Annotated in this window: 18 protein-coding genes; 12 read left to right on the plus strand and 6 right to left on the minus strand. The window is 67.4% G+C overall.

What is annotated here, in order from left to right; translation table 11 throughout:
* Positions 1-37 precede the first annotated feature (37 nt).
* The 3 genes from CEX87_RS24445 to CEX87_RS24455 all read right to left on the minus strand — a co-directional run bounded on the left by CEX87_RS24445 (position 38) and on the right by CEX87_RS24455 (position 4,753).
* On the minus strand, positions 38-1,705 hold the full coding sequence (locus CEX87_RS24445) for a glycosyltransferase family 87 protein (protein WP_094289504.1): 1,668 nt from the start codon (positions 1,703-1,705) through the stop codon (positions 38-40).
* Positions 1,706-1,710: 5 nt separating this feature from the next.
* Complete coding sequence (locus CEX87_RS24450) at positions 1,711-4,128, minus strand: transglycosylase domain-containing protein (protein ID WP_064417763.1); 2,418 nt, start codon at positions 4,126-4,128, stop codon at positions 1,711-1,713.
* 199 nt (positions 4,129-4,327) lie between these two features.
* A complete protein-coding gene (locus tag CEX87_RS24455) occupies positions 4,328-4,753 on the minus strand; it encodes a DUF5318 domain-containing protein (protein WP_064346105.1) in 426 nt (141 codons plus the stop codon).
* 128 nt (positions 4,754-4,881) lie between these two features.
* Between CEX87_RS24455 and CEX87_RS24460 the strand changes: the two genes are divergently transcribed.
* The 10 genes from CEX87_RS24460 to CEX87_RS24505 all read left to right on the plus strand — a co-directional run bounded on the left by CEX87_RS24460 (position 4,882) and on the right by CEX87_RS24505 (position 14,111).
* On the plus strand, positions 4,882-5,715 hold the full coding sequence (locus CEX87_RS24460) for a thioesterase family protein (RefSeq protein WP_094289486.1): 834 nt from the start codon (positions 4,882-4,884) through the stop codon (positions 5,713-5,715).
* Positions 5,716-5,737: 22 nt separating this feature from the next.
* Positions 5,738-6,592 (plus strand): DUF1707 SHOCT-like domain-containing protein, encoded by an 855-nt coding sequence (locus CEX87_RS24465; RefSeq protein ID WP_094289488.1) that lies wholly within the window; start codon positions 5,738-5,740, stop codon positions 6,590-6,592.
* Positions 6,593-6,705: 113 nt separating this feature from the next.
* Positions 6,706-7,260: a PadR family transcriptional regulator gene (locus CEX87_RS24470; RefSeq protein ID WP_064395160.1), complete on the plus strand. Its 555-nt coding sequence runs from the start codon at positions 6,706-6,708 to the stop codon at positions 7,258-7,260.
* Positions 7,261-7,307: 47 nt separating this feature from the next.
* Complete coding sequence (locus CEX87_RS24475) at positions 7,308-8,384, plus strand: inositol-3-phosphate synthase (protein ID WP_064395143.1); 1,077 nt, start codon at positions 7,308-7,310, stop codon at positions 8,382-8,384.
* Positions 8,385-8,478: 94 nt separating this feature from the next.
* Entirely contained in the window at positions 8,479-9,378 is a 900-nt protein-coding gene (locus CEX87_RS24480; protein ID WP_094289492.1) for an alpha/beta fold hydrolase, read from the plus strand.
* A gap of 105 nt (positions 9,379-9,483) precedes the next feature.
* A complete protein-coding gene (locus CEX87_RS24485; RefSeq protein WP_094289494.1) occupies positions 9,484-10,284 on the plus strand; it encodes an LLM class F420-dependent oxidoreductase in 801 nt (266 codons plus the stop codon).
* 52 nt (positions 10,285-10,336) lie between these two features.
* Complete coding sequence (locus tag CEX87_RS24490; protein ID WP_064399000.1) at positions 10,337-11,014, plus strand: GntR family transcriptional regulator; 678 nt, start codon at positions 10,337-10,339, stop codon at positions 11,012-11,014.
* Positions 11,015-11,113: 99 nt separating this feature from the next.
* A complete protein-coding gene (locus CEX87_RS24495; RefSeq protein ID WP_094289506.1) occupies positions 11,114-12,844 on the plus strand; it encodes an ABC transporter substrate-binding protein/permease in 1,731 nt (576 codons plus the stop codon).
* On the plus strand, positions 12,844-13,587 hold the full coding sequence (locus CEX87_RS24500; RefSeq protein ID WP_064424871.1) for an amino acid ABC transporter ATP-binding protein: 744 nt from the start codon (positions 12,844-12,846) through the stop codon (positions 13,585-13,587). The genes CEX87_RS24495 and CEX87_RS24500 overlap by 1 nt, the downstream gene beginning before the upstream one ends.
* A 77-nt stretch (positions 13,588-13,664) precedes the next feature.
* Positions 13,665-14,111, plus strand: coding sequence for a MarR family winged helix-turn-helix transcriptional regulator (locus CEX87_RS24505; RefSeq protein ID WP_064424872.1), 447 nt, complete (start codon positions 13,665-13,667; stop codon positions 14,109-14,111).
* 4 nt (positions 14,112-14,115) lie between these two features.
* On the opposite strand, the gene ggh is transcribed toward CEX87_RS24505, so the two are convergent.
* The gene (gene ggh, locus CEX87_RS24510) at positions 14,116-15,456 is read right to left on the minus strand and encodes a glucosylglycerate hydrolase (RefSeq protein ID WP_064399033.1); all 1,341 of its coding nucleotides are present in this window, start codon (positions 15,454-15,456) and stop codon (positions 14,116-14,118) included.
* A 53-nt stretch (positions 15,457-15,509) separates the two neighbouring features.
* Between ggh and CEX87_RS24515 the strand changes: the two genes are divergently transcribed.
* Positions 15,510-16,175, plus strand: coding sequence for an SDR family oxidoreductase (locus CEX87_RS24515; protein WP_064399009.1), 666 nt, complete (start codon positions 15,510-15,512; stop codon positions 16,173-16,175).
* Between the two features lie 45 nt (positions 16,176-16,220).
* On the opposite strand, the gene CEX87_RS24520 is transcribed toward CEX87_RS24515, so the two are convergent.
* Together CEX87_RS24520 and leuS are read right to left on the minus strand one after the other, a co-directional pair.
* Positions 16,221-17,078: a type IV toxin-antitoxin system AbiEi family antitoxin domain-containing protein gene (locus CEX87_RS24520; protein WP_094289496.1), complete on the minus strand. Its 858-nt coding sequence runs from the start codon at positions 17,076-17,078 to the stop codon at positions 16,221-16,223.
* Between the two features lie 98 nt (positions 17,079-17,176).
* Positions 17,177-20,020, minus strand: coding sequence for a leucine--tRNA ligase (leuS, locus tag CEX87_RS24525; RefSeq protein WP_094289498.1), 2,844 nt, complete (start codon positions 20,018-20,020; stop codon positions 17,177-17,179).
* A 177-nt stretch (positions 20,021-20,197) separates the two neighbouring features.
* Here leuS and CEX87_RS24530 point away from each other — a divergent pair.
* On the plus strand, positions 20,198-21,191 hold a 994-nt coding region (locus CEX87_RS24530), incomplete at its 3' end, for an LpqN/LpqT family lipoprotein (protein ID WP_094289500.1).

A 21,191-nucleotide genomic window follows, 5' to 3' on the forward strand; every position in this document is an offset into this window, starting at 1 on the left:
CATCGGGTTGCGCTGGACGCAACAGAACGCACACAAATCACCGTGGGGAGTTGGCCAGGTCGCGCTCTCCCACCGAATCCCGTTCTGTACGCGGTCTCGACGCGTCGGGCCGCAACCAGTCGGGCAGCCACCGCGGCGGCGCGTCCGGAGCCCGATCGAACACCCCGCCCGCCGGGTCGTCGACCGCACCGCGACCCCGGACCAGGTCGAGTTCGGGGCGGTAGATCTGGCGAATCACCAACGCGCACAACGCCACCACGGCGATATCGCGCAGCAGGACGGTGATGGTGAACGGCTGCTCCGGCAACCCCATGTTCGCTTCACCATAGAGGTACAGCATCCGCGGCACCCACACCAGCGCGTCGATCGTCATCCACGCCAACAGGATCCGCCGGTGCGGCAACGCCAACACCGCCAGCGGCACCAGCCATAGGGAGAACTGCGGGCTCCACACCTTGTTGGTCAACAGGAACGCCGCGACGACCAGGAACGCGATTTGCGCCACCCGCGGGCGCCGCCTCGCCGTCAGGGCGATGTACCCGATGGCGATACAACAGGACACGAACAGCAGCGCCGAGACGGTGTTCGTCACCGTCGGTGGTTCCCAGAAGCCCAGATCGGGGTCGAATCCCCGCCAACCGGTGAACGACTTGATCACGTTGTAGATCGAATCCATGTCGTCGCCGCGACGGGTGTTGAGCCGGAAGAACTCCGACCACCCCCGCGGGAAGAGCACCATGATCGGCAGGTTCACCACCAGCCATGCCGCCACCGCCGCCGCGGCCGTCTTGCCGACCTCCCGCAGCTTGCCGGTGCGCACCGCCAACACCGCCAGCGGCGCCAACAACAGCAGCGGATACAACTTCGCTGCCACCCCGAGACCGATCAGCGCGCCGGCCAGCACCGGTTTTCGTCGCGCCCACGCGAGCAGCGCACCGGTCGCGAAAGCCGTTGCCAGCGCGTCGAAGTTCGTGAAGATCTGGAAGATCACCAGCGGCGAGGCCGCCACCAGCGCCGCGTCCCACACCCGCCGCGGGCCGGCCAGCCGCGACGTCGCCCACACCGTGACCAGCCACGCCAACGCCAGCCCCAGCGCGGCGATGTTGAAGAACATCACCACTTCGGCGATCACCGGCACCGACACCAGTTTCGTCAGCGCGGTGTAGGTCTTGGCCAATGACATCGCCACGTACTGGTAGATGCCGGTCAACACCGGATATTCCATGTAGCGCACCGCGATGTTGCCGTCGTACTGGATGTGCGGCTGGCCGGTGGCGTCCTTCTCGATCCAGCTCGACTTGTACGGGAACTTGCCGAGGTTCAGCAGTTCGGCGGTGTACAGCGGGACCGTGTCGGAGTAGCAGAGTTGGAAGTAGGCCCGTTGGTTGCTCCAGTCGGCCACCCGCTGATCAGCGGTTCCCGTGCCGGTGGTCTGAAGGCACGCGGCCTTCGTCGAATAGCCGAGCGCCAGGAACACCAGCGCAATGATCAGCATGACCCGCAGCGGGGTCAGGAACCGCTGCCTGCCGATCAGCGCGTGCCTGCCGACCGGCCCGCCGATGACATCGGAGAGCGCGGCGCCGATGGCGTCTGTGCGGCTCGGGAGGTCGCGCTCATCGAAACTTCTGGTGTCGCGAGCGAGCCCTCCCGGCGAAACAGACTGCGGCGCAGCCGTCGTCGGCTCGCCGGTTTCCTCGCCCCCCACCTCGGTCACGGAGGCGGTAGCGGCGCGCCAGGCGCCGGGGGTGCTCCAACGGGTGCGGGCGGCGGCGCTCCGACGGGCGCCGGTGCAGGCGCGGGAACGCCGGGTGCGGGACCGCCAGGTATGGGACCGCCGGGTGCGGGGGCGCCCGGCGGCGGAGCGACCGGGACCGTCGTCGGCGGACCCCACGGAATCGTGATGCCGGGTGCCACTTCGATCGTCGGCTGAATGACGGTCTGCGACGGCGGCGTGATCTCCGTCGAGGGAGCCGTCGTCGACGGCGGCGGCGGCGCCTGAGGAACACCGGCATAGCCGCCGATCTCCTCGGGCTTGGGGAACGACTCGTTCTCGGTGTCCTCCAACGCGCCGTCCATCGTCGCCTTCCAGATGTCCGACGGCAGACCGGATCCGTAAATCGGTGAGCCCCACTGGTTCTCGAGCGGCTTGGTGCCGTCGGTGGTGCCGACCCACACCGCAGTGGACAGCGACGGCGTGTAGCCGACCATCCACGCGTCGCGGTTGCTGTCGGTGTCGCCCAGCTGGTTGGTGCCCGTCTTGGCCGCCGACGGGCGCCCCCCGGCCAGCGCATGACCGTTGGAGTAGGCCGCGATCGGCTGCATCGCCGAGGTCACGTTGTCGGCGACCTTCTTCTCGATCCGCTGCTCACCGGAGTTGTCCTGCTGCGACGCGTCGAACAGCACCTCGCCCTCGGAGTTGACGACCTTCTGCACGAAGTGCGGTTTGTGGTACACCCCGGAGGCGGCCAGCGTGGCGTACGCCGACGCCATGTCAATCACGCGGGACTGGTACTGGCCCAACACGATTCCGTTGTTCGGCGGACCACCCTGCCCGTCCTCGGACAGCGTGTGCTCGACGCCGGGGAAGCTCTCGGCGATACCGGCCTGATGCGCGGCGTCGGCGACGTCCTGCGGACCGTTCTTCAGCTTGAGCATCAACCGGTAGTAGCTGGTGTTCAGTGAACGCTTCAGCGCCTCGGCGATGTTGCACGTGCCGCAACCGCCGCCCTCGACGTTGGTGATCTTGATGCCGTTGACTTCCAGCGGCGAACTGTCGACCTGGGTGCCCAGGCCCATGCCCTGCTGCAGCGCCGCGACCAACGCGAACACCTTGAACGACGACCCCGTCGGGAGACCGGCCTGGGCGAAGTCGAATCCGTTGGCGTCGGTGCCGCCGTAATAGGCCTTCACCCCGCCGGTGCGGGGGTCGATCGACACGATCGCGGTGCGCATGTCGGGGTCCTGACCCTCGAGGTACTCCGAGGCGGCCTCCTCCGCCGCCCGCTGCGCGTTCGGGTCGATGGTCGTGGTGATCTGCAGGCCCTCGGTGTTGAGCGTCTGCTCGTTGATGTCGAACAGCTCGAGCAGTTCCTTCTGCACCTGCCGTTCGATCAGGCCGTTCGGCCCCGTGGTCTGGTTCTGCGAGCGCGCCAGGTCGGGCGGGACCGTCGCCGGGAACACCTGCGCCGCCCGCTCCTCGGGCGACAGCGCGCCGATCTCGACCATGCCGTCGAGCACCCAGTTCCAGCGCGCCGTGGCGCCCTCGAGGTTGACCGCCGGGTCAAGGGCCGACGGCCGCTGGATCAGCGCGGCCAGCAGCGCGCCCTCGGCGACGTTGAGTTGTTCGACCGGCTTGTTGAAGTACGCCTTGGAGGCGGCGGCGATGCCGTAGGACCCGCGACCGAAGTAGATGATGTTCAGGTACGACTGCAGCACTTGGTCTTTGGACCACTCACCGGACATCTTCGTCGAGATGACCAGCTCCTTGGCTTTTCGGATCAGGCCCCCGATGCCGGAGCGCTCGGAACCGACCAGCGCGTTCTTGACGTACTGCTGGGTGATCGTCGAGCCGCCCTGCAGGTCGCCGCCGAACAGGTTGTTCTTGATGGCGCGCGCGAAACCGGTGAACGAGAAGCCCGGGTTCGAGTAGAAGTCGCGGTCCTCGGCGGCCATCACCGCGTTGCGGGCCTGCACCGGGATCTGGTCGATGTTGACGTCGACGCGGTTGCCTTCAGGCGGAACGATTTTCGCGAGCTCGCTGCCGTCGCTGGCCAGGATCGTCGACACCTGGTTGGTGCGAATGTCCCCAGGTTTGGGGACGTCGACGATCATGTAGGCCATCCCGAACGTGATGAGCGGCAACACGATGAACACCGCCGCCGCGATCAGACCGCCGCGACGCACCCACGTCCAGTTGATCTGGCTGGGCAGTCCGCGCCGCGGACCCGACGGGCCGCTCGGAGGTCCGCCCCCACCCGGCGGTCGGGGCGGCGGTGGCGGCGTCGGAGGCTTACGTGTCGGAGTGCCGTCCAGCGCCGCCTTGACGACGTCGACGGGGTCGCGCAGGTGCGGCGGACGGGCTTCGCGCACCGGCGGCAGCACCGAGGTGTGCCGGTCGTCGGGCGGCATCGGCCGTGTCCGGGAATCCGCCGGCGGACGGTGTTGCGGTGCGTCGGCGGACGCGCGTTGCTGTGGTGCGTCGGCGTGGCGCTGTTGCGGTGCATCCCCGGGAGGCTGGCGTCGGCCGGCGTTGGACTTCGGCGCGCTCACGCCATCAGCCCCGTGTCCTGAACGGACCTCGTTGACTGACCGGTCGTGGCGCCCTTCGCTATTCACTGGCTGTGCGCGCCCGTGAGCGCGCGGTTCGAGTGCCGGGCTTTCCCTTCGGTGGCGGGACCGCACCGAGCACGTACGACTTGACCAGGTGATTCCAGCTGCAGGTGCGGCATACCTCCACCACGTGTACGGAGAACTCGTCGTATCGGGATGCCAGCAGGACCAACTCCTCGGCGGTTCGTGCGGAACCCGATACCGGGCCAAGATGGTCGCCGAATACCCACGACACCAGGGTGAGCTGTTCTTTCCGGCAGATCGGACACGTCACCGAACTGGGCTTGCCGTGGAATTTGGCGGCGCGCAGCAGATAGGGATTGGCGTCGCAGACCTCGGAGACGCCGGTGCGTCCCGAATAGACCTCGGCCAGCAGGGACCGTCGCCGAAGTGCGTAGTCCACCACCTGTCGCTGCAATCGCACGAGGACCAGAGTACGTCGGCGATGGGACTACCGGAGCGTGACGGCACGGTCACGCCCCTCTCTAAGGTGTTTGATCTGGACCGACGGCAACAGCAATCGGCCGTATGCGGCGGACTTGAGGAGACTCGATGCTGGACGGGCGCGACTTCGCCCTCGACGGTGGGCCCTCCGGTGAAGGCTCGAGCCGATTCACCCGCGACCTCGGCGAACAGTGGTGCTTCGACGGGCGGGCCTTCGGCGGCTATACCTCCGCACTGGCGCTGGCCGCGATGTTCGCGCACAGTGGTCGGCCGGCGGCGGCGTCGCTGTCGGTGACCTTCGTCGACGCCGGGGCGCCCGGCCCGCTGCAGATCGACGTCCGCAGCATCCGCGGCGGCCGTACCGCCGCGGCAGTCGAGGCCACCATCCGCCAGCGGGAACGCACCATCCTCATCGCGAACAGTTGGTTCGCCGACGGTTGGCTCGGCCCGCCGTCGGTCGACGCACCCGTCCCCTTCGAGCGCTATGCCGTCCCGCTGCCCGAACCGGAGTCGTCGCCCGCGCTGGACTGGATCGGCCAGGAGTATCGGTCGCTGCGGTTCGCCCACCGCCGCGGCCTGGACTATCCGGCCAGCCTCACCCGCTTCGCCGACCGTCGCCCGGAGGTGGCGCTGTGGGTGAGCGCCGACAGCGACTCCCCCGGTGACCCGCTCACCCATCCTCAGATCGCCGATGTCCTGCACGCGGACGCCCACCTCTTCGATGCGCCGGGCAAGGTGAGCGGATTCGTCGACGCCTGGCTGCTGAGTCTGGACCTCAGCCTGGTGTGGCAGCCCGGGGCGCACCTGGTGCCGTCCACGGCATGGCGGCTGCTCGAGGCGCGGGGTTCGGTTGCCAGCGGAGGCGTCTCGGCCTACGGCTCGCTGCGCGACTCGGACGGATCGCTGCTGGCCGTGATGACCTCACAGGGACTCATCCGCTGACTTTTGCTTCTACGATCATCGCGTGGCAGGGCGGCAGACATCGGGAACGCGGGCCAAAGACAGCGACCGCAACGACACGTGCCAGATCCTCGACAGCGCCCTGGCCGAGGGCCAGCTGTCGATGACCGAGCACGGCGAGCGGGTCAAGGCGGCGACGACCGCAACCACGCTCGGCGAACTGCAGGCGTTGGTGGCCGACCTTCAGACCAACAACGCCCCTGTGCAACTGCCCACGCTGAAGAAGCCACGGGCACTGCCCATGGCCGGCAGCGGCTGGGGTCTGCGTCTCGCGGTGGCCGGTGTGCTGGTGGTGCTCGGCATCGCGATCGGATGGGGTCTCTACGGCAACACCCCGTCGCCGCTGAACTTCACCTCCGACCCGGGTGCGAAGTCCGACGGCATCACCCCGGTGGTGCTGACCCCGCCCAAGCAGTTGCACTCGCTCGGCGGGCTGACGGGTCTGCTCGAACAGATGAAGCAGCGGTTCGGCGACACCAACGGCTACCGGCTCATCGTCTATCCGGATTACGCGTCGTTGACCCGGCCGGATCCGAACGAGGAGCGCCGCGAACTGATCTACACCTACCGCGGCGGCTGGGACGATCCCTCGTCGTCCTCGAAGACCAGCGGTGCCGTCGAGGTCGACCTGGGCAAGTTCGACGCCAAGGCGGTCGTCGGCGTTCTGCGCGGCGCCCCGGAGACGCTCGGTATGAAGCCGGCCGACGTCAAGAGCACCTACCTGTCCATCGATCCGGCCACCGACCCGACCACCCCCGGTGCGCTGTCGATCGACGTCTACGTGTCCAGCGACTACGGCAGCGGCTACATCGAGCTGGCAGGTGACGGCACGGTCAAGCAGATCAACTACCCCAACTGAGGCCCGCAGCGTTCGCGCGACGGTAACCCAACGTTCGCGCCGAATATATCGGCGCGATACTATGGTGCGAGGTGTCGAACCGCCGTAACGGACGAGCAAAGGAGGTGTTCTCGGTGTTGGAACTGGCCATCCTGGGACTCCTGCAGGAATCGCCCATGCACGGCTACGAACTTCGCAAGAGATTGACGGGGTTGCTCGGCGCCTTCCGCGCGTTTTCGTACGGATCGCTGTATCCCGCCTTACGGCGCATGCAGAACGACGGCCTGATCGTCGAGGACGCTGCGCCGGACGGCACCCCGAAGATGCGCCGGGCGCGACGCGTCTACCAGCTCACCGAGAAGGGCAAGCAGCGCTTCTCCGAACTGGTGGCCGACACGGGCCCACAGAACTTCTCCGACGACGGATTCGGTGTCCATCTCGCCTTCTTCAACCGCACCCCGGCCGAGGCCCGGATGCGGATCCTGGAGGGGCGTCGTCGTCAGGTGGAGGAACGCCGCGAGGGTCTGCGTGAAGCCGTTGCGCGGGCTAGCAGCTCCATCGACAGGTACACCCGGCAGCTTCATCAGCTGGGGTTGGAGTCGAGCGAGCGCGAGGTGAAGTGGCTCAACGAGCTGATAGCGGCGGAACGTCTGAGCCAGGGGCGCTCAGACAACACTGTGCAGCCCTAGGCAGAACCGAACCAACTACGACAGGGATTACGAAGGGAAGAGACGTCATGTCATCCAACGGAGAGGTGCGGGTCGCGATTGTCGGCGTGGGCAACTGCGCGTCCTCGCTCGTACAGGGCGTGCAGTACTACCACGATGCCGACGAGACGGCGACCGTGCCCGGCCTGATGCATGTGCGCCTCGGCCCCTACCACGTGCGCGACGTCAAGTTCGTCGCCGCCTTCGACGTCGACGCCAAGAAGGTCGGCTTCGACCTGTCCGAGGCGATCTTCGCGTCGGAGAACAACACCATCAAGATCGCCGACGTGCCGCCGCTGAACGTCACCGTGCAGCGCGGTCCGACCCTCGACGGCATCGGCAAGTACTACGCCGACACCATCGAGGTCTCCGACTCCGACCCGGTCGACGTCGTCAAGGCGCTCAAGGACGCCGAGGTCGACGTCCTGGTGTCCTACCTTCCGGTCGGCTCGGACGAGGCCGACAAGTTCTATGCCCAGTGCGCGATCGACGCCGGCGTGGCGTTCGTCAACGCGCTGCCGGTGTTCATCGCCTCCGACCCGGAGTGGGCCAAGAAGTTCGCCGACGCCGGCGTCCCGATCGTCGGCGACGACATCAAGAGCCAGATCGGTGCGACGATCACCCACCGCGTGATGGCCAAGCTGTTCGAGGACCGCGGCGTGCAGCTCGACCGCACCATGCAGCTCAACGTCGGCGGCAACATGGACTTCCTCAACATGCTCGAGCGCGAGCGGCTGGAGTCGAAGAAGATCTCCAAGACCCAGGCCGTCACCTCCAACCTGCAGCGCGAGTTCAAGACCAAGGACGTGCACATCGGCCCGTCCGACCACGTCGGCTGGCTCGACGACCGCAAGTGGGCCTACGTCCGGCTCGAGGGCCGCGCATTCGGTGACGTGCCGCTGAACCTGGAGTACAAGCTCGAGGTGTGGGATTCGCCGAACTCGGCCGGCGTCATCATCGACGCGGTGCGCGCGGCGAAGATCGCGCTCGATCGCGGCATCGGCGGCCCCGTCGAGGCGGCCTCGGCCTACCTGATGAAGAGCCCGCCCAAGCAGCTGCCCGATGATGTGGCCCGGGCGCAGCTCGAGACCTTCATCGAGGGCTGACCCTCCTTCGTCGATACCGAAACCGACGTTTTGGCGGATTTGTGCGAGTGCGGACCGCCACTACGTCGGTTTCGGCGTTTTGTAGGGTCACCTGATGACCGACATCTCGCCTGACGACGAACTGGCTGCGCTCGACGAGCTCACCTTCCTGCGGGAAAACGCGCGCCAGGCCGGTGTCGAGGCGGTGCCGTCGGTGAAGCGTATCGACGCAGGACCGATCAGCTCCTTGAAGTTCGGCGATGCGCCGCCGAGGGTGGTGTTCCTGCACGGCGGCGGACAGAACGCGCACACCTGGGACACCGTGATCGTCGGCCTGGGCGAGCCGGCGCTGGCCATCGACCTGCCCGGGCACGGCCGGTCGGCGTGGCGCGAGGACGGCGACTACGGCCCGAAGAACAACGCCGTCGCGATCGAACCCGTCGTCCGCTCACTGGCTTCCGACGCGTCACTGGTGGTGGGCATGTCGCTGGGCGGCTTGACGGCGTTGCGTCTGGCCGTCGCGGCGCCCGACCTGGTGCGCAGGCTGGTGCTGGTCGACGTGACACCGTCGGCGCCCGAACGGCACACCCAGATGACCGAGGCCCAGAAGGGCACTGTCGCTCTGGTGCAGGGTGATCGCATCTTCCCCTCGTTCGAGGCGATGCTGGAGAAGACGGTCGCTGCGGCACCACACCGCGACCGGGAATCGTTGCGGCGCGGCGTGTTCCACAACGCCAAGCGGCTCGACGATGGCACCTGGACCTGGCGCTACGACGAGATGCGCGGGGGCGAAGGCTTCGAGGGGTTGTGGGACGACGTCCCGCGGCTGGAGGTGACGACGACGTTGGTGCGCGGCGCCAACTCGTTCTTCGTCAACGACGACGATGCCGCCGAGTTCGCCCGCCGCGCACCGGGATTCAAGGATGTTCAGATGGTCGAGGATTCCGGACACTCGGTGCAGAGCGATCAGCCGGGCAAGTTGATCGAAATCCTGCGGGCGGTTCTCGCGGAGTAGCTCGGGTGGCGCGAGCGACCGCCTTTGTACGCGGATCGGCGGCGTGTCGCGCACAGACACGGTCGCTCGCGCGGTGGGGGTGGTGACGCTGCGTACGGTTGAGGGGTGAGCTATCCGATCCGTGTCGGCGTGCAACTGCAGCCGCAGCACTCCCCGAAGTACAGCCATATCCGCGACGCGGTCCGACGGTGCGAAGACCTCGGTGTCGACGTCGCGTTCAACTGGGACCACTTCTTTCCGCTCTACGGCGATCCCGACGGTGCCCACTACGAATGCTGGACCATGCTTGGCGCCTGGGCCGAGCAAACGTCGCGCATCGAGATCGGTGCGCTGGTGACCTGCAACTCGTACCGCAACCCCGAGCTGCTGGCAGACATGGCGCGCACCGTCGACCACATCAGCGACGGCCGCCTGATCCTGGGCATCGGTTCGGGTTGGAAGCAGAAGGATTACGACGAGTACGGCTACGAGTTCGGCACCGCAGGCAGCCGGCTCGACGACCTCGCCGAGGCGATGCCACGCATCACGTCGCGTCTTTCCAAGCTCAACCCGCAGCCCACCCGCGACATCCCCGTCCTGATCGGCGGCGGTGGTGAGAGGAAGACGCTGCGTCTGGTCGCCGAGTACGGCGACATCTGGCACAGCTTCTCCGACAGTGGCGAATACCCGCGCAAGGCCGAGGTTTTGGCGGGCCACTGCGCCGACGTGGGCCGCGATCCGAACGCCATCGAGCGCTCGGCCGGCGTGTCGGGAAAGACGGCCGAGAGGTTGATCGGCGAGGCCGAGGCGCTCGCCGACCTCGGCGTCACGATGCTGACCGTCGGGGTCAACGGACCCGACTACGACCTGTCCGAAGCCGAGGCGTTGGTCCGGTGGCGTGACCGTCGTCGAAACGAAGCCGGCTGAACCGGCGTAACCCCTCCCGGCGGGGCGTGGTGCGTGAGAGACTGTCGCCGCCATGCCCAAAAAGTATGGGGTCAAGGAAAAAGACCTTGTGGTCGCGCACGTCGTGAACCTGGTCCTGACCGGCAAGCTCCGGTCTGGTGATCGGATCGACCGCAACGAGATCGCACAAGACCTCGGTTTGTCGCGCGTGCCGATACAAGAGGCCGTCGTGCAGATGGAACACGACGGCATCTTGTCCACCCGCTATCACCGCGGTGCCTTCGTCGAACGCTTCGACGAGGCGTTCGTGCGCGAGCACCACGAGCTGCACGGCTTCCTGACCGGCATGGCGTCGGCGCGCGCGGCCGCCGAACCGGATCCCGGCGTTCTCGACCGACTGGGCGCGCTGACCGACACGTTGCGCGGTACCCGGGACTCGCGCGTCTTCTATGACGCCGCATGGCAGTACCGCACCGTGATCACCGACTCTTACGCCGGCCCGCGACTGACGGCGTTGATCCGGTCGGTGCAGGCCTTCACGCCTCGAGCGTTCTGGGTGACGTACCTGAGCGATCACGACGAGATGCTGCCCTTCTACGAGGACGAGACCGCCGCGATCCGCGGCGGCGACGAGGAGGCCGCCCGCAACGCCTGCATCGCCCGCAGCGAGACGATGGGGCGCATCATGGTCACCGAACTGGTCCGACGGGGTGTGCTGCGCGGGGCGGGCGCCTCGCCTGTGACGTTCTGATCGAGCCCAACCCGGCGAACGTGGCGCCTTGACCGATACCTTGCACAGATGACCCCGTTCGCGCGGTTCTGCAAGCTCTTGGTGGTCGCGCTCGTCGCGATGCTGGTGACCGGTACCGGTCTGGCCGGACCCGTAAACGCCAACGTCGACCAGTGCACACCCCCCGGGATCGGGAGCGCCAGCGCCCTTCCGACCAACCTCGCCGCGGCGGCAGCCGGGCCCGACGAGGACCGGTACACCACGCCATCCGTAGTGCCCCTCGCGGCGGTGGACGTCGATGCGCTGGGGCTGATCCAGCCGGGCACGCTGACCGTCGGCACCTTGTCGGACGCGCCACCGAGCATCTGCATCGACTCGGCCGGTCAGTTCACCGGCTTCGACAACGAGGTGCTGCGCGCGGTCGCCGACAAGCTGGGGCTGCGGATCAACTTCGTCGGCACCGAGTTCTCCGGGCTGCTGGCGCAGGTGGCTGCGCGACGCTTCGATGTCGGGTCCTCCTCGATCACCACGACCGAAGAGCGCCGCCGCACGGTCGGTTTCACCAACGGCTATGACTTCGGCTACTTTTCGCTCGTCGTACCCACCGGGTCGCCGATCACCGGGTTCGACAAACTGGCGCCCGGCCAGCGCATCGGCGTGGTGCAAGGCACTGTGCAGGAGTCCTACGTCATCGACACCCTGGGCCTGCAGCCGGTCAAGTACCCCGACTACAACACCGTCTACGCCAGCCTGAAGACCCGGCAGATCGACGCCTGGGTGGCCCCGTCCCAGCAGGCGTCGGGAACCGTGCAGCCCGGCGATCCGGCCGAGATCATCGAAAACACCTTCAGCTTGGACAATTTCATCGCGTGGGCGGTGGCCACCGAGAACCGCCCGCTCATCGACGCGTTGAACTCCGGGCTGGACGCCGTGATCGCCGACGGCACCTGGGCGCGGCTGTACTCCGAATGGGTACCGCGGGCGCTGCCGCCCGGGTGGAAGCCAGGCTCCAAGGCGGCTCCGCCGCCGCAACTGCCGGACTTCAACGCCATCGCCGCCGAGAACCAGCAGCCTTCGACCGGTCCCGCAGCGCCGAAATCGACTCTGGCGCAACTGAAAGACTCGTTCCTGAACTGGGACCTGTACCGGCAGGCGGTTCCCGACCTGTTGAAGACCGGCCTGCCGAACACGTTGATCCTGACCGTCAGCGCAGCCGTCATCGGCCTGGTGCTGGGGATGCTGCTGGCGGTCGCGGGGATCTCGCGGCACCGCTGGCTGCGGTGGCCGGCGCGGGTCTACACCGACATCTTCCGTGGCCTGCCCGAGGTGGTCATCATCTTGTTGATCGGACTCGGGGTGGGGCCCATCGTGGGCGGGCTGACCGGCAACAACCCCTTCCCACTGGGCATCGCCGCGCTGGGCCTGATGGCCGCGGCCTACGTCGGGGAGATCTTCCGTTCCGGTATCCAGAGCGTCGAGCCCGGACAGATGGAAGCCTCACGCGCACTTGGCTTCTCGTACACCGCATCGATGCAGCTGGTCGTGGTCCCCCAGGGTGTGCGGCGGGTGCTGCCCGCGCTGATGAACCAGTTCATCTCGCTGCTGAAGGCCTCGTCGCTGGTCTACTTCCTCGGGCTGGTGGCCGATCAACGTGAGCTGTTCCAGGTCGGACGCGACCTCAACGCGCAGACCGGCAACCTGTCACCGCTGGTGGCCGCGGGCTTCTTCTATCTGATGCTGACCGTGCCGCTGACGCATCTGGTCAACTACATCGACAACCGGTTGCGACGCGGGCGAAAACCCTCCGAGGAGGACCCGCTTCCGATGGCGACGTCTCAGGAGATGATCTGATGAGTGCGTCCGGTTTCGATCCGGTGTCGTTGAGCGCCAACGACATCCATCTTTCGTTCGGCCCCAACCCGGTGCTGCGCGGGGTGGATATCGACGTGCCTGCGGGCAGCACCACCGCGGTGATCGGGCCGTCGGGGTCGGGCAAGTCCACCCTGCTGCGGACGTTGAACCGGCTGTACGAGCCCGACCGCGGCGACATCCTGCTCGACGGTCGCTCGGTGCTCGCCGACAACCCCGACCAGTTGCGCCAACGCATCGGGATGGTCTTCCAGAACTTCAACCTGTTCCCGCACCGCAGCGTGCTGGACAACGTGACCCTCGCGCCGCGCAAGCTCAAACGGCTCAGCGCCGAGGAGGCCCGCGAGCTCGGGCTGGCGCACCTGGAGCGCGTCGGCCTGCGCAACAAGGCCGACGTGCGGCCGACGACGCTGTCCGGTGGGCAGCAGCAGCGGGTGGCGATCGCGCGGGCGTTGGCGATGGCGCCGCAGGTGATGTTCTTCGACGAGGCGACCTCTGCGCTCGACCCGGAGTTGGTCAAGGGCATCCTCGCGCTGATCGCCGACCTCGGCGCCGACGGCATGACCATGGTGGTGGTGACCCACGAGATGGGCTTCGCCCGATCGACCTCCGATGCCGTGGTGTTCATGGATCACGGCAGGGTCGTCGAAGCCGGACCGCCGGAGCAGATCTTCGATGCGGCCGAAACCGAACGTCTGCAGCGGTTCCTCTCGCAGGTGCTGTGACCGGGCCTTCGACGACTTTGAACTAACGCGTCCGTCACGCAACCTGGCATCGCCTGACAGGTTAGACTGCCGAAATTATGGCGGAAGTCGTAGAACCGCAGGTCGCGGAGCTGTCAGGAGAGCTGCAGCGGGTTCTGTCCCGCGTGTTCTCCGTGCTGCGTCGCAGCGACACCGGCCGCGCCGACGCGGGAGACCTCACGTTGGCCCAGCTGTCGATCCTGCTCACGCTGCTGGAGCAGGGCCCGATGCGGATGACCGACCTGGCCGCCCACGAGCGTGTCCGCACGCCCACGACCACGGTGGCGATCCGCCGCCTGGAGAAGCTGGGCCTCGTCAAGCGCTCGCGCGACCCGTCCGACCTGCGGGCGGTGCTCGTCGACATCACCCCGGAGGGTCGCGCCCAGCACCAGGAGGCCCTCGAGGTTCGGCGCGCGCATCTGGCCAGCCTGCTGTCGCGGTTGAGCCCGGAGGACATCGAGACTTTGACCAAGGCCATCGACCCGCTTGAGCGGCTGGCCGAGTAGTGGGCTAACCGAGCCAGTCCAGGACCGCGGCCGCCGTCCACGACTGCTGCATGCTGCCCAGTGGCTCGCCGGTGAAGGGTTCGTAGTATTCGGCAAACGTCCCGTCGCTGGCCTGGCGCAGTCCCTCCTGGCGCAATAGACGCGCGCGTTCGGCCCAGCCGCGGCGCGCGAAGCACCACGAGAACAGCCACGTCATCACCGGCCACACCGGCCCGCGCCAGTATTCGCGCGGGCGGAATTCGCGCGACACCGGCGAGGTGGACGGAATGCAGGCGTACTTGAGGTCGGGGTGAGCGCAGAAGCGTGGGCCCTCCAGCAGCTTCACCAGCGTGCGTTCCTTGTCGTGGGGCAGACCGCCGCACAACAGCGGGGCGAACTGCGCGACCGTTTCGGTGGCCACCCACTTGCCGGTTCGCACGTCGAAATCCCGTGCTGCGCCTGTTCTTTCGTCCGTGGTGTCGATGACGCCGTCACGGAACCGCTGACCCCACGCGTAGAGGTCGCGGACGTCGGCGCGGGGGCGGCCGTAGTCCTCGCCGATCTCTGCGAGCACGTCGCAGGCGACCGCGAGGATAGCTGAGACGAAGACGTCCTCGACCGCGAAACTCATGACCTTGGGCAGCAATTCGTCGTCGTAGCGCGCCGACTTCATCTCCTCGAGCAGCCACAAGTAGCGGTCGTACTCGAGGTCGGACGGGCGCTGGGTCGCGTCGGTGACGATCGTGTTGTCCTCGCGCTGGTACTCGGGCACGTTGCCCGGAATCACGTTGGCATAGGCGCTGTCCCAGCGTGGGGAGTTGTCCATACCGGATTCCCAGCCGTGGTACAGCGTGACGCGGCCGTGTTCTTTCGGGTCGCGGGCCTCGGCGAGCCAGCGGTGCCACTTGACGAGGTCGGACCAGCGGCGGTCCAGGAACGCCTCGGCCACAGCGCGGGTGGAGCGGCCGCGGGTGCGGGCGTGATCGAGGATTCGCTGCACGGCGATCGCATGCACCGGCGGCTGGGTGATACCGGACGTGTGCCGGTTGCGGGGTGCGTGCGCGGCCAGTGCGGACGTGGCCCAGCGTGCCGGGCCGGGAAAGTAGCCGTCGACACCGTTGGCGAAGACGATGTGCGGGATCATCCCGTTGGTCCACTGCGCCGAGAGCAGGGTGTCGAGTTCAACGACCGCGCGCTCGACGCTCAGCGGGGCCAGCCCGATCGCCACGAACGCCGCGTCCCAGCTCCACATGTGCGGGTACAGCAGCGGCGCCGCGGTGGTCATGGTGCCCAGGTCGTTACCCCGCAGCAGGTACGCGGCGCGGGCCGCGAGTTGGGTGGGCGCAAAGCTGTGGTCGGGTGGCATCCGTTCCATGATGCGACGCTTCGCCGCCGAACGCAGGTCGGTAGGGTTTCGACATGCCGACCGCGATGATCACGGGTGCCTCACGGGGGCTCGGGACGGCGATCGCCACGGCGCTCGCCGACAGCCACACGCTGTTTCTGGCCGGGCGACCGTCGGCGGCGCTCGACGAGGTTGCCGCGCAGTTCGGCGCGACCACGTGGCCGATCGACCTGGCTGACGTCTCCGGTATCGAGGCCGCGGTCGAGCCGATCGTCGAGCTCGACGTGCTGATCCACAATGCCGGGGTGGCGTTCCCTGGCCGGGTCGCCGAGTCCACCGTCGACGAGTGGCGCACCTCCATGGAGGTCAATGTCATTGGCGCGGTTGCCCTTACGCTCGCGCTGTTGCCAGCGTTGCGGGCCGCAGGCGGACACGTGCTGTTCGTGAACTCGGGGTCGGGGATCAACGCGTCGCCGGGATTGGCGTCGTATTCGGCCAGCAAGTTCGCCTTGCGGTCGTTCGCCGACTCGCTGCGGGCCGATGAGCCGTCGCTGCGTGTGACGTCGGTGCACCCGGGCCGGATCGCCACGGAGATGCAAGAGGGTCTGGTCGCCTACGAGGGCGGGGAGTACGACCCGTCACGGTTTCTGAGCCCGCAGAGTGTGGCGAAGGTGATCGCCGATGCGGTGCACACGCCGCCGGACGCCCACATGCACGAGGTCATCGTCCGCCCCCGCTAGTAGTTCGGTGATTTCGGTGTAGTTTGTCGCGGGAGGCGCAACCAGCTACATCGAAATCGCCGATTTGATGAGCGCTATCACGCGATCGGGGTACTCCGTGAGGTCGAGCCAGGTGAAGCGCAGCACCTGCCACCCCAGAAGGGTTATGTGGTTCTGTCGCACCCGATCCTGATGGAACTCGTCAGAACCGATATGGAACGCTAAGCCGTCAACTTCGATGGCGACCTTCGGGCCCTTAAATCCCACGTCGACGCGATATCTACCCACCGGGTAGTTCGCTTGCCACCCGGTGATCCTGGCTTCCCGGAGTAGCCTGAGCAGCAGCCGCTCGGCCGTCGATCGCGCGCCGTCCGACGCCGCCTGCAGAAGTACGCGCGCCGCGGGTGAACCGTAGCGGCCCTTGTTGCGGAGTTGGGCGCGCCACAAATCCCGCAGCGCTACATCCGCCTGGAGTGCGCGATCCATGATCTTTGCGCCATCGCGAGTCCGGACGGCGGCCTCAAGAACGGTCAATGGTCGGGAAGTGACGCGTAGCCCCTTGCATTCGACGATGTCCTCGGATGCAAGGTTCCGGCGGCGCAACCTCACGCCTCTGGGAGCTCGGCCGCTGCCGTTGCGAGGCATGGTGACTTCAACGATATTCGGTGCGAAACGGGTGAGGCTGTGCCACCACGCAGCTGTCAATCCGCTCGCGACGGCGGTCTCCCCGCAACTCCACACCCCGACGCGTATACGCGCGGCGTCACTGAATGGACGGTCGTCGACGAAGAAGACGCCGCGTGCGCACTGCCGCCACAGTCCGGACCGCACGCGCCTGTGAACTGCGGACCTGCTCATCCCCATGAGGCGAGCCTGGCTGAGCGTCAGAACACCATCGTGCCGACGGAGATGATCGTTGAGCACTTAGTGATGGACGCGACAACCGCTCCTCCGGTTCCCGGTGCCGCTATTTCGGTGTCAATGGTTGCGCCAGTCGCAACCAACGACACCGAAATCGCGCGTTAGACGACGATGTTGACGAGGCGGCCGGCCACCACGATCACCTTCTTCGGCGTCGCGCCGTTGATGAACGCCTGAACCTTCTCGTCGGCCAACGCGGCGGCCTCCAGCGCATCGGCGTCCGCGTCCGCCGCGACCGTCACCCGCCCGCGCACCTTCCCGTTTACCTGGACGGGGTACTCGACGGTGTCCTCGACCAGATACTGCGGGTCGGCCACCGGGAACGGACCCTGCGCCAGCGACGATTCGTGACCCAGCCGACGCCACAGCTCCTCGGCCAGATGCGGGGCGAGCGGGGCGACCATCAACACCAGCGGCTCCAACGCCGCGCGCGCCGTCACCCCCTCCTTTGTCAGGTGGTTGGTGTACTCGATCAGTTTGGCCGCCGCGGTGTTGTTGCGCAGGCTCGTGTAATCGTCGGACACTCCGGCGATGGTGCGGTGCAACAACTTCAGCGTCGGCTCGTCGATCGCCTCGTGTTCGGCGACGCGGTTGGCGCCGGTCTCCTCGTCGACCACCAGGCGCCACACCCGCTGCAGGAACCGGTGTGCGCCGACGACGTCCTTGGTGGCCCACGGCCGCGACGCCTCCAGTGGGCCCATCGACATCTCGTAAACGCGAAGCGTGTCCGCACCGTAGTTGTCGCAGATCTCGTCGGGCGACACCGAGTTCTTCAGGCTCTTGCCGATCTTTCCGAACTCCTGGTAGACCTCGATCTCACCGTCGAGGGCCTGCCAGTAGAACTTGCCTTCCCGCTCAACCACTTCCGCCGCGGGCACGTATGCGCCGCGGGAGTCGGTGTAGGCGAACGCCTGGATGTAGCCCTGGTTCACCAGCCGGCGATACGGCTCAGAAGAGCTGACGTGGCCGAGGTCGTAGAGCACCTTGTGCCAGAACCGCGCGTACAGCAGGTGCAGCACCGCGTGCTCGACGCCGCCGACGTACAGGTCGACACCACCCGGGTCGTCGGCGCCGTGTTCGAGGGGCCGCGGCCCCATCCAGTAGGCCTCGTTCTCCTTGGCGCACAACTCCTCTGAGTTGTGCGGGTCGGTGTAGCGCAGCTCGTACCAGGAGCTGGCGGCCCACTGCGGCATCACGTTGGTGTCGCGGGTGTAGCGCTTGAGCCCGTCGCCGAGATCCAGCTCTACGTTCACCCAGTCGGTGGCCTTGCCCAGCGGCGGCGACGGCTCACTGTCGGCGTCGTCTGGGTCGAACAGCACCGGCGAGTAGTCGGGTACGTCGGGCAGCTCGACCGGCAGCGCGGACTCCGGCAGCGCGTGCGCGCGGCCGTCCTCGTCGTAGACGATCGGGAACGGCTCGCCCCAATACCGCTGACGCGCGAAAAGCCAATCCCGAAGTTTGTATTCGACGCGCTCACGGGCGCGGCCCTCTGCCGCCAGCCGCGCGGTGATGGCCTCCTTCGCCGAGGCCACGCTCAGCCCGTTGAGGTAGTCGGAGTTGACGATCTCGCCTTCTCCGGTGTAGGGGTCCTGCGAAACATCGCCGCCGGCAACGACTTCGACGATCGGCAGCGCGAACTCGGTCGCGAATTCCCAATCGCGCTGGTCATGTCCCGGCACCGCCATGATGGCTCCGGTGCCGTAGCCCAGCAGAACGTAGTCGGCGATGAAGATCGGAACGCGTTGACCGTTGGCGGGATTCGTCGCATACGCGCCGACGAACACACCGGTCTTGATCCTGTTCTCCTGCCGCTCCAGGTCCGACTTGGCCGCGATCGCAGCACGGTAGGCGGCGACGGCTTCAGCGGGCGTCGCGGCGCCGTACGTCCACCGCTCGTCGACACCGGCCGGCCACTGGTCGCCCACCAGCCTGTCGACCAGTTCATGTTCGGGCGCCAGCACCATGTACGTCGCGCCGAACAATGTGTCGGGGCGGGTGGTGAACACCTCGATGTCCCCGGCGTCGGTGCCGAACAGGACGGACGCCCCCGTCGACCGGCCGATCCAGTTGCGCTGCATGGTCTTGACCTTCTCCGGCCAGTCCAGCAGTTCGAGGTCGTCGAGCAGGCGATCGGAATATGCGGTGATGCGCATCATCCACTGTCGCAACCGTTTACGGAACACCGGGAAGTTTCCGCGCTCGCTGCGACCGTCGGAGGTGACCTCCTCGTTGGCCAGTACCGTGCCCAACCCCGGACACCAGTTCACCAGCGAGTCGGACTGATACACCAGCCGATAAGAGTCGATGACGTCGGCGCGCTCACCCTTCGACAAGTCCTTCCACGACCGGCCGTCGCCGAGGCTGCGCGTACCCGACTCGAACTGCTCGACCAGCTCCGCGATCGGCCGGGCCTTCTGTGCGGTCGGGTCGAACCACGCGTTGTAGATCTGCAGGAAGATCCATTGCGTCCACTTGTAGTAGTCGACGTCGGTGGTGGCGAAGCTTCGGCGCGAGTCGTGACCGAACCCCAGCCGGCCGAGCTGGCGCCTGAAGTTGACGATGTTGGCCTCGGTGCGAATCCGGGGATGCGTCCCGGTCTGGATGGCGTACTGCTCGGCAGGCAGGCCGAACGCGTCAAAACCCAAGGCGTGCAACACGTTATGCCCGGTCATCCGGAAGTACCTGGCGTAGACGTCGGTCGCGATGTAACCGAGCGGGTGCCCGACGTGCAGGCCTTCACCCGACGGATACGGGAACATGTCCAGGACGAACATCTTGTCCGGGGGCACCGGCGAACCGTCGGCGGGCGCCAGGGACCCGACGGGGTTCGGCACGTGGAAGGTCCCCGCGTCGGCCCACCGCTGCTGCCAGGTGCGCTCGATCTGCCCGGCCAGCTCCGCGGTGTAGCGGTGCTGCGGGGTGTCTGTGGTCGGCGCGTCTGTCACGTGAACAGGGTATAAGGACCGATATCCGCCGTGCTTCGGCCACGGGTCGGTCTCGGTTGCATTGCGGGGAAGTCAGAACACGGTTGCAGGTCGGTTCCGACGCTGGTCGCCGTGCTTCACGGGTCGATACAGTCAGCGCCTGACCTCTTCCCGTGCAGTTCGGAAGGACCGACGCAGATGATCGAGATCGCCCCTCGCTGGCGGATATTGGCCGCAAGTGTGGCCACCGCCACCGCCGGCGTCCTCGGCTTCGCGGGCACGACCGCATCGGCCGAACCTCTCGTTCCGCAGCCACCCCAGCCCGCGTTGCCCACGGTCACGCAGACCGTCACGGTCACACCGAACGCCCAGCCCCTGACCCAACAGGGGGTGACCGCACCGGGTGTGACGTCTGCCACCGCGGGGACCCCGGCCGGCGCGGCGGCCCGAGCCGGCGCAGCAACTCCGGCGGGCGCGGCGACTCCGGCAGGCGCGACTCCCGGTGCGGCGATGCCGGCGGGAGCGGCGGCGCCCGCCGGTACCGCGACGGCACCTGCCGGAACCGCGGCCCCGGGCCTGGCCGCCCAACCCGTCCCCCCGGCGCCGGTCGCGACGATCATGCCCGCCACCTCCGGCACGCTCACCGAGTTCTTCGCCGACAAGGGAGTGAAACTCGAGCCGCAAAACAGCCGCGACTTCAAGGCCCTCACCATCGTGCTGCCAATGCCGCGCGGGTGGGAGCACGTCCCGGACCCGAACGTCCCCGATGCGTTCGCGGTGATCGCGGACCGGGTCGGCGGCAACGGGTTGTACACCTCGAACGCTCAGGTCGTGGTGTACAAGCTCGTCGGCGACTTCGACCCCAAAGAGGCGATCAGCCACGGCTTCATCGACAGTCAGCAGCTGCCCGCATGGCGCAGCACCGACGCGTCGCTGGCCGAGTTCGGCGGCATGCCGTCGGCGTTGATCGAGGGAACCTACCGCGAGAACAACATGACGCTGAACACCTCGCGGCGTCACGTCATCGCCGCCGCCGGACCGGACAAGTATCTGGTGTCGCTGTCCGTCACCACGAGCGTCGACCAGGTTGTTCCGGCCGCTGAGGCCACGGACGCAATCGTCAACGGTTTCCGGGTCACGGTCCCCGGGGCGCCCGCCGCAGCACCCCCCGCTGCGCCTGCCGCCCCCGGCG

Origin of the sequence: Mycobacterium lehmannii (assembly GCF_002245535.1) — a bacterium.
GTDB classification, from domain to species: Bacteria; Actinomycetota; Actinomycetes; order Mycobacteriales; family Mycobacteriaceae; genus Mycobacterium; species Mycobacterium lehmannii.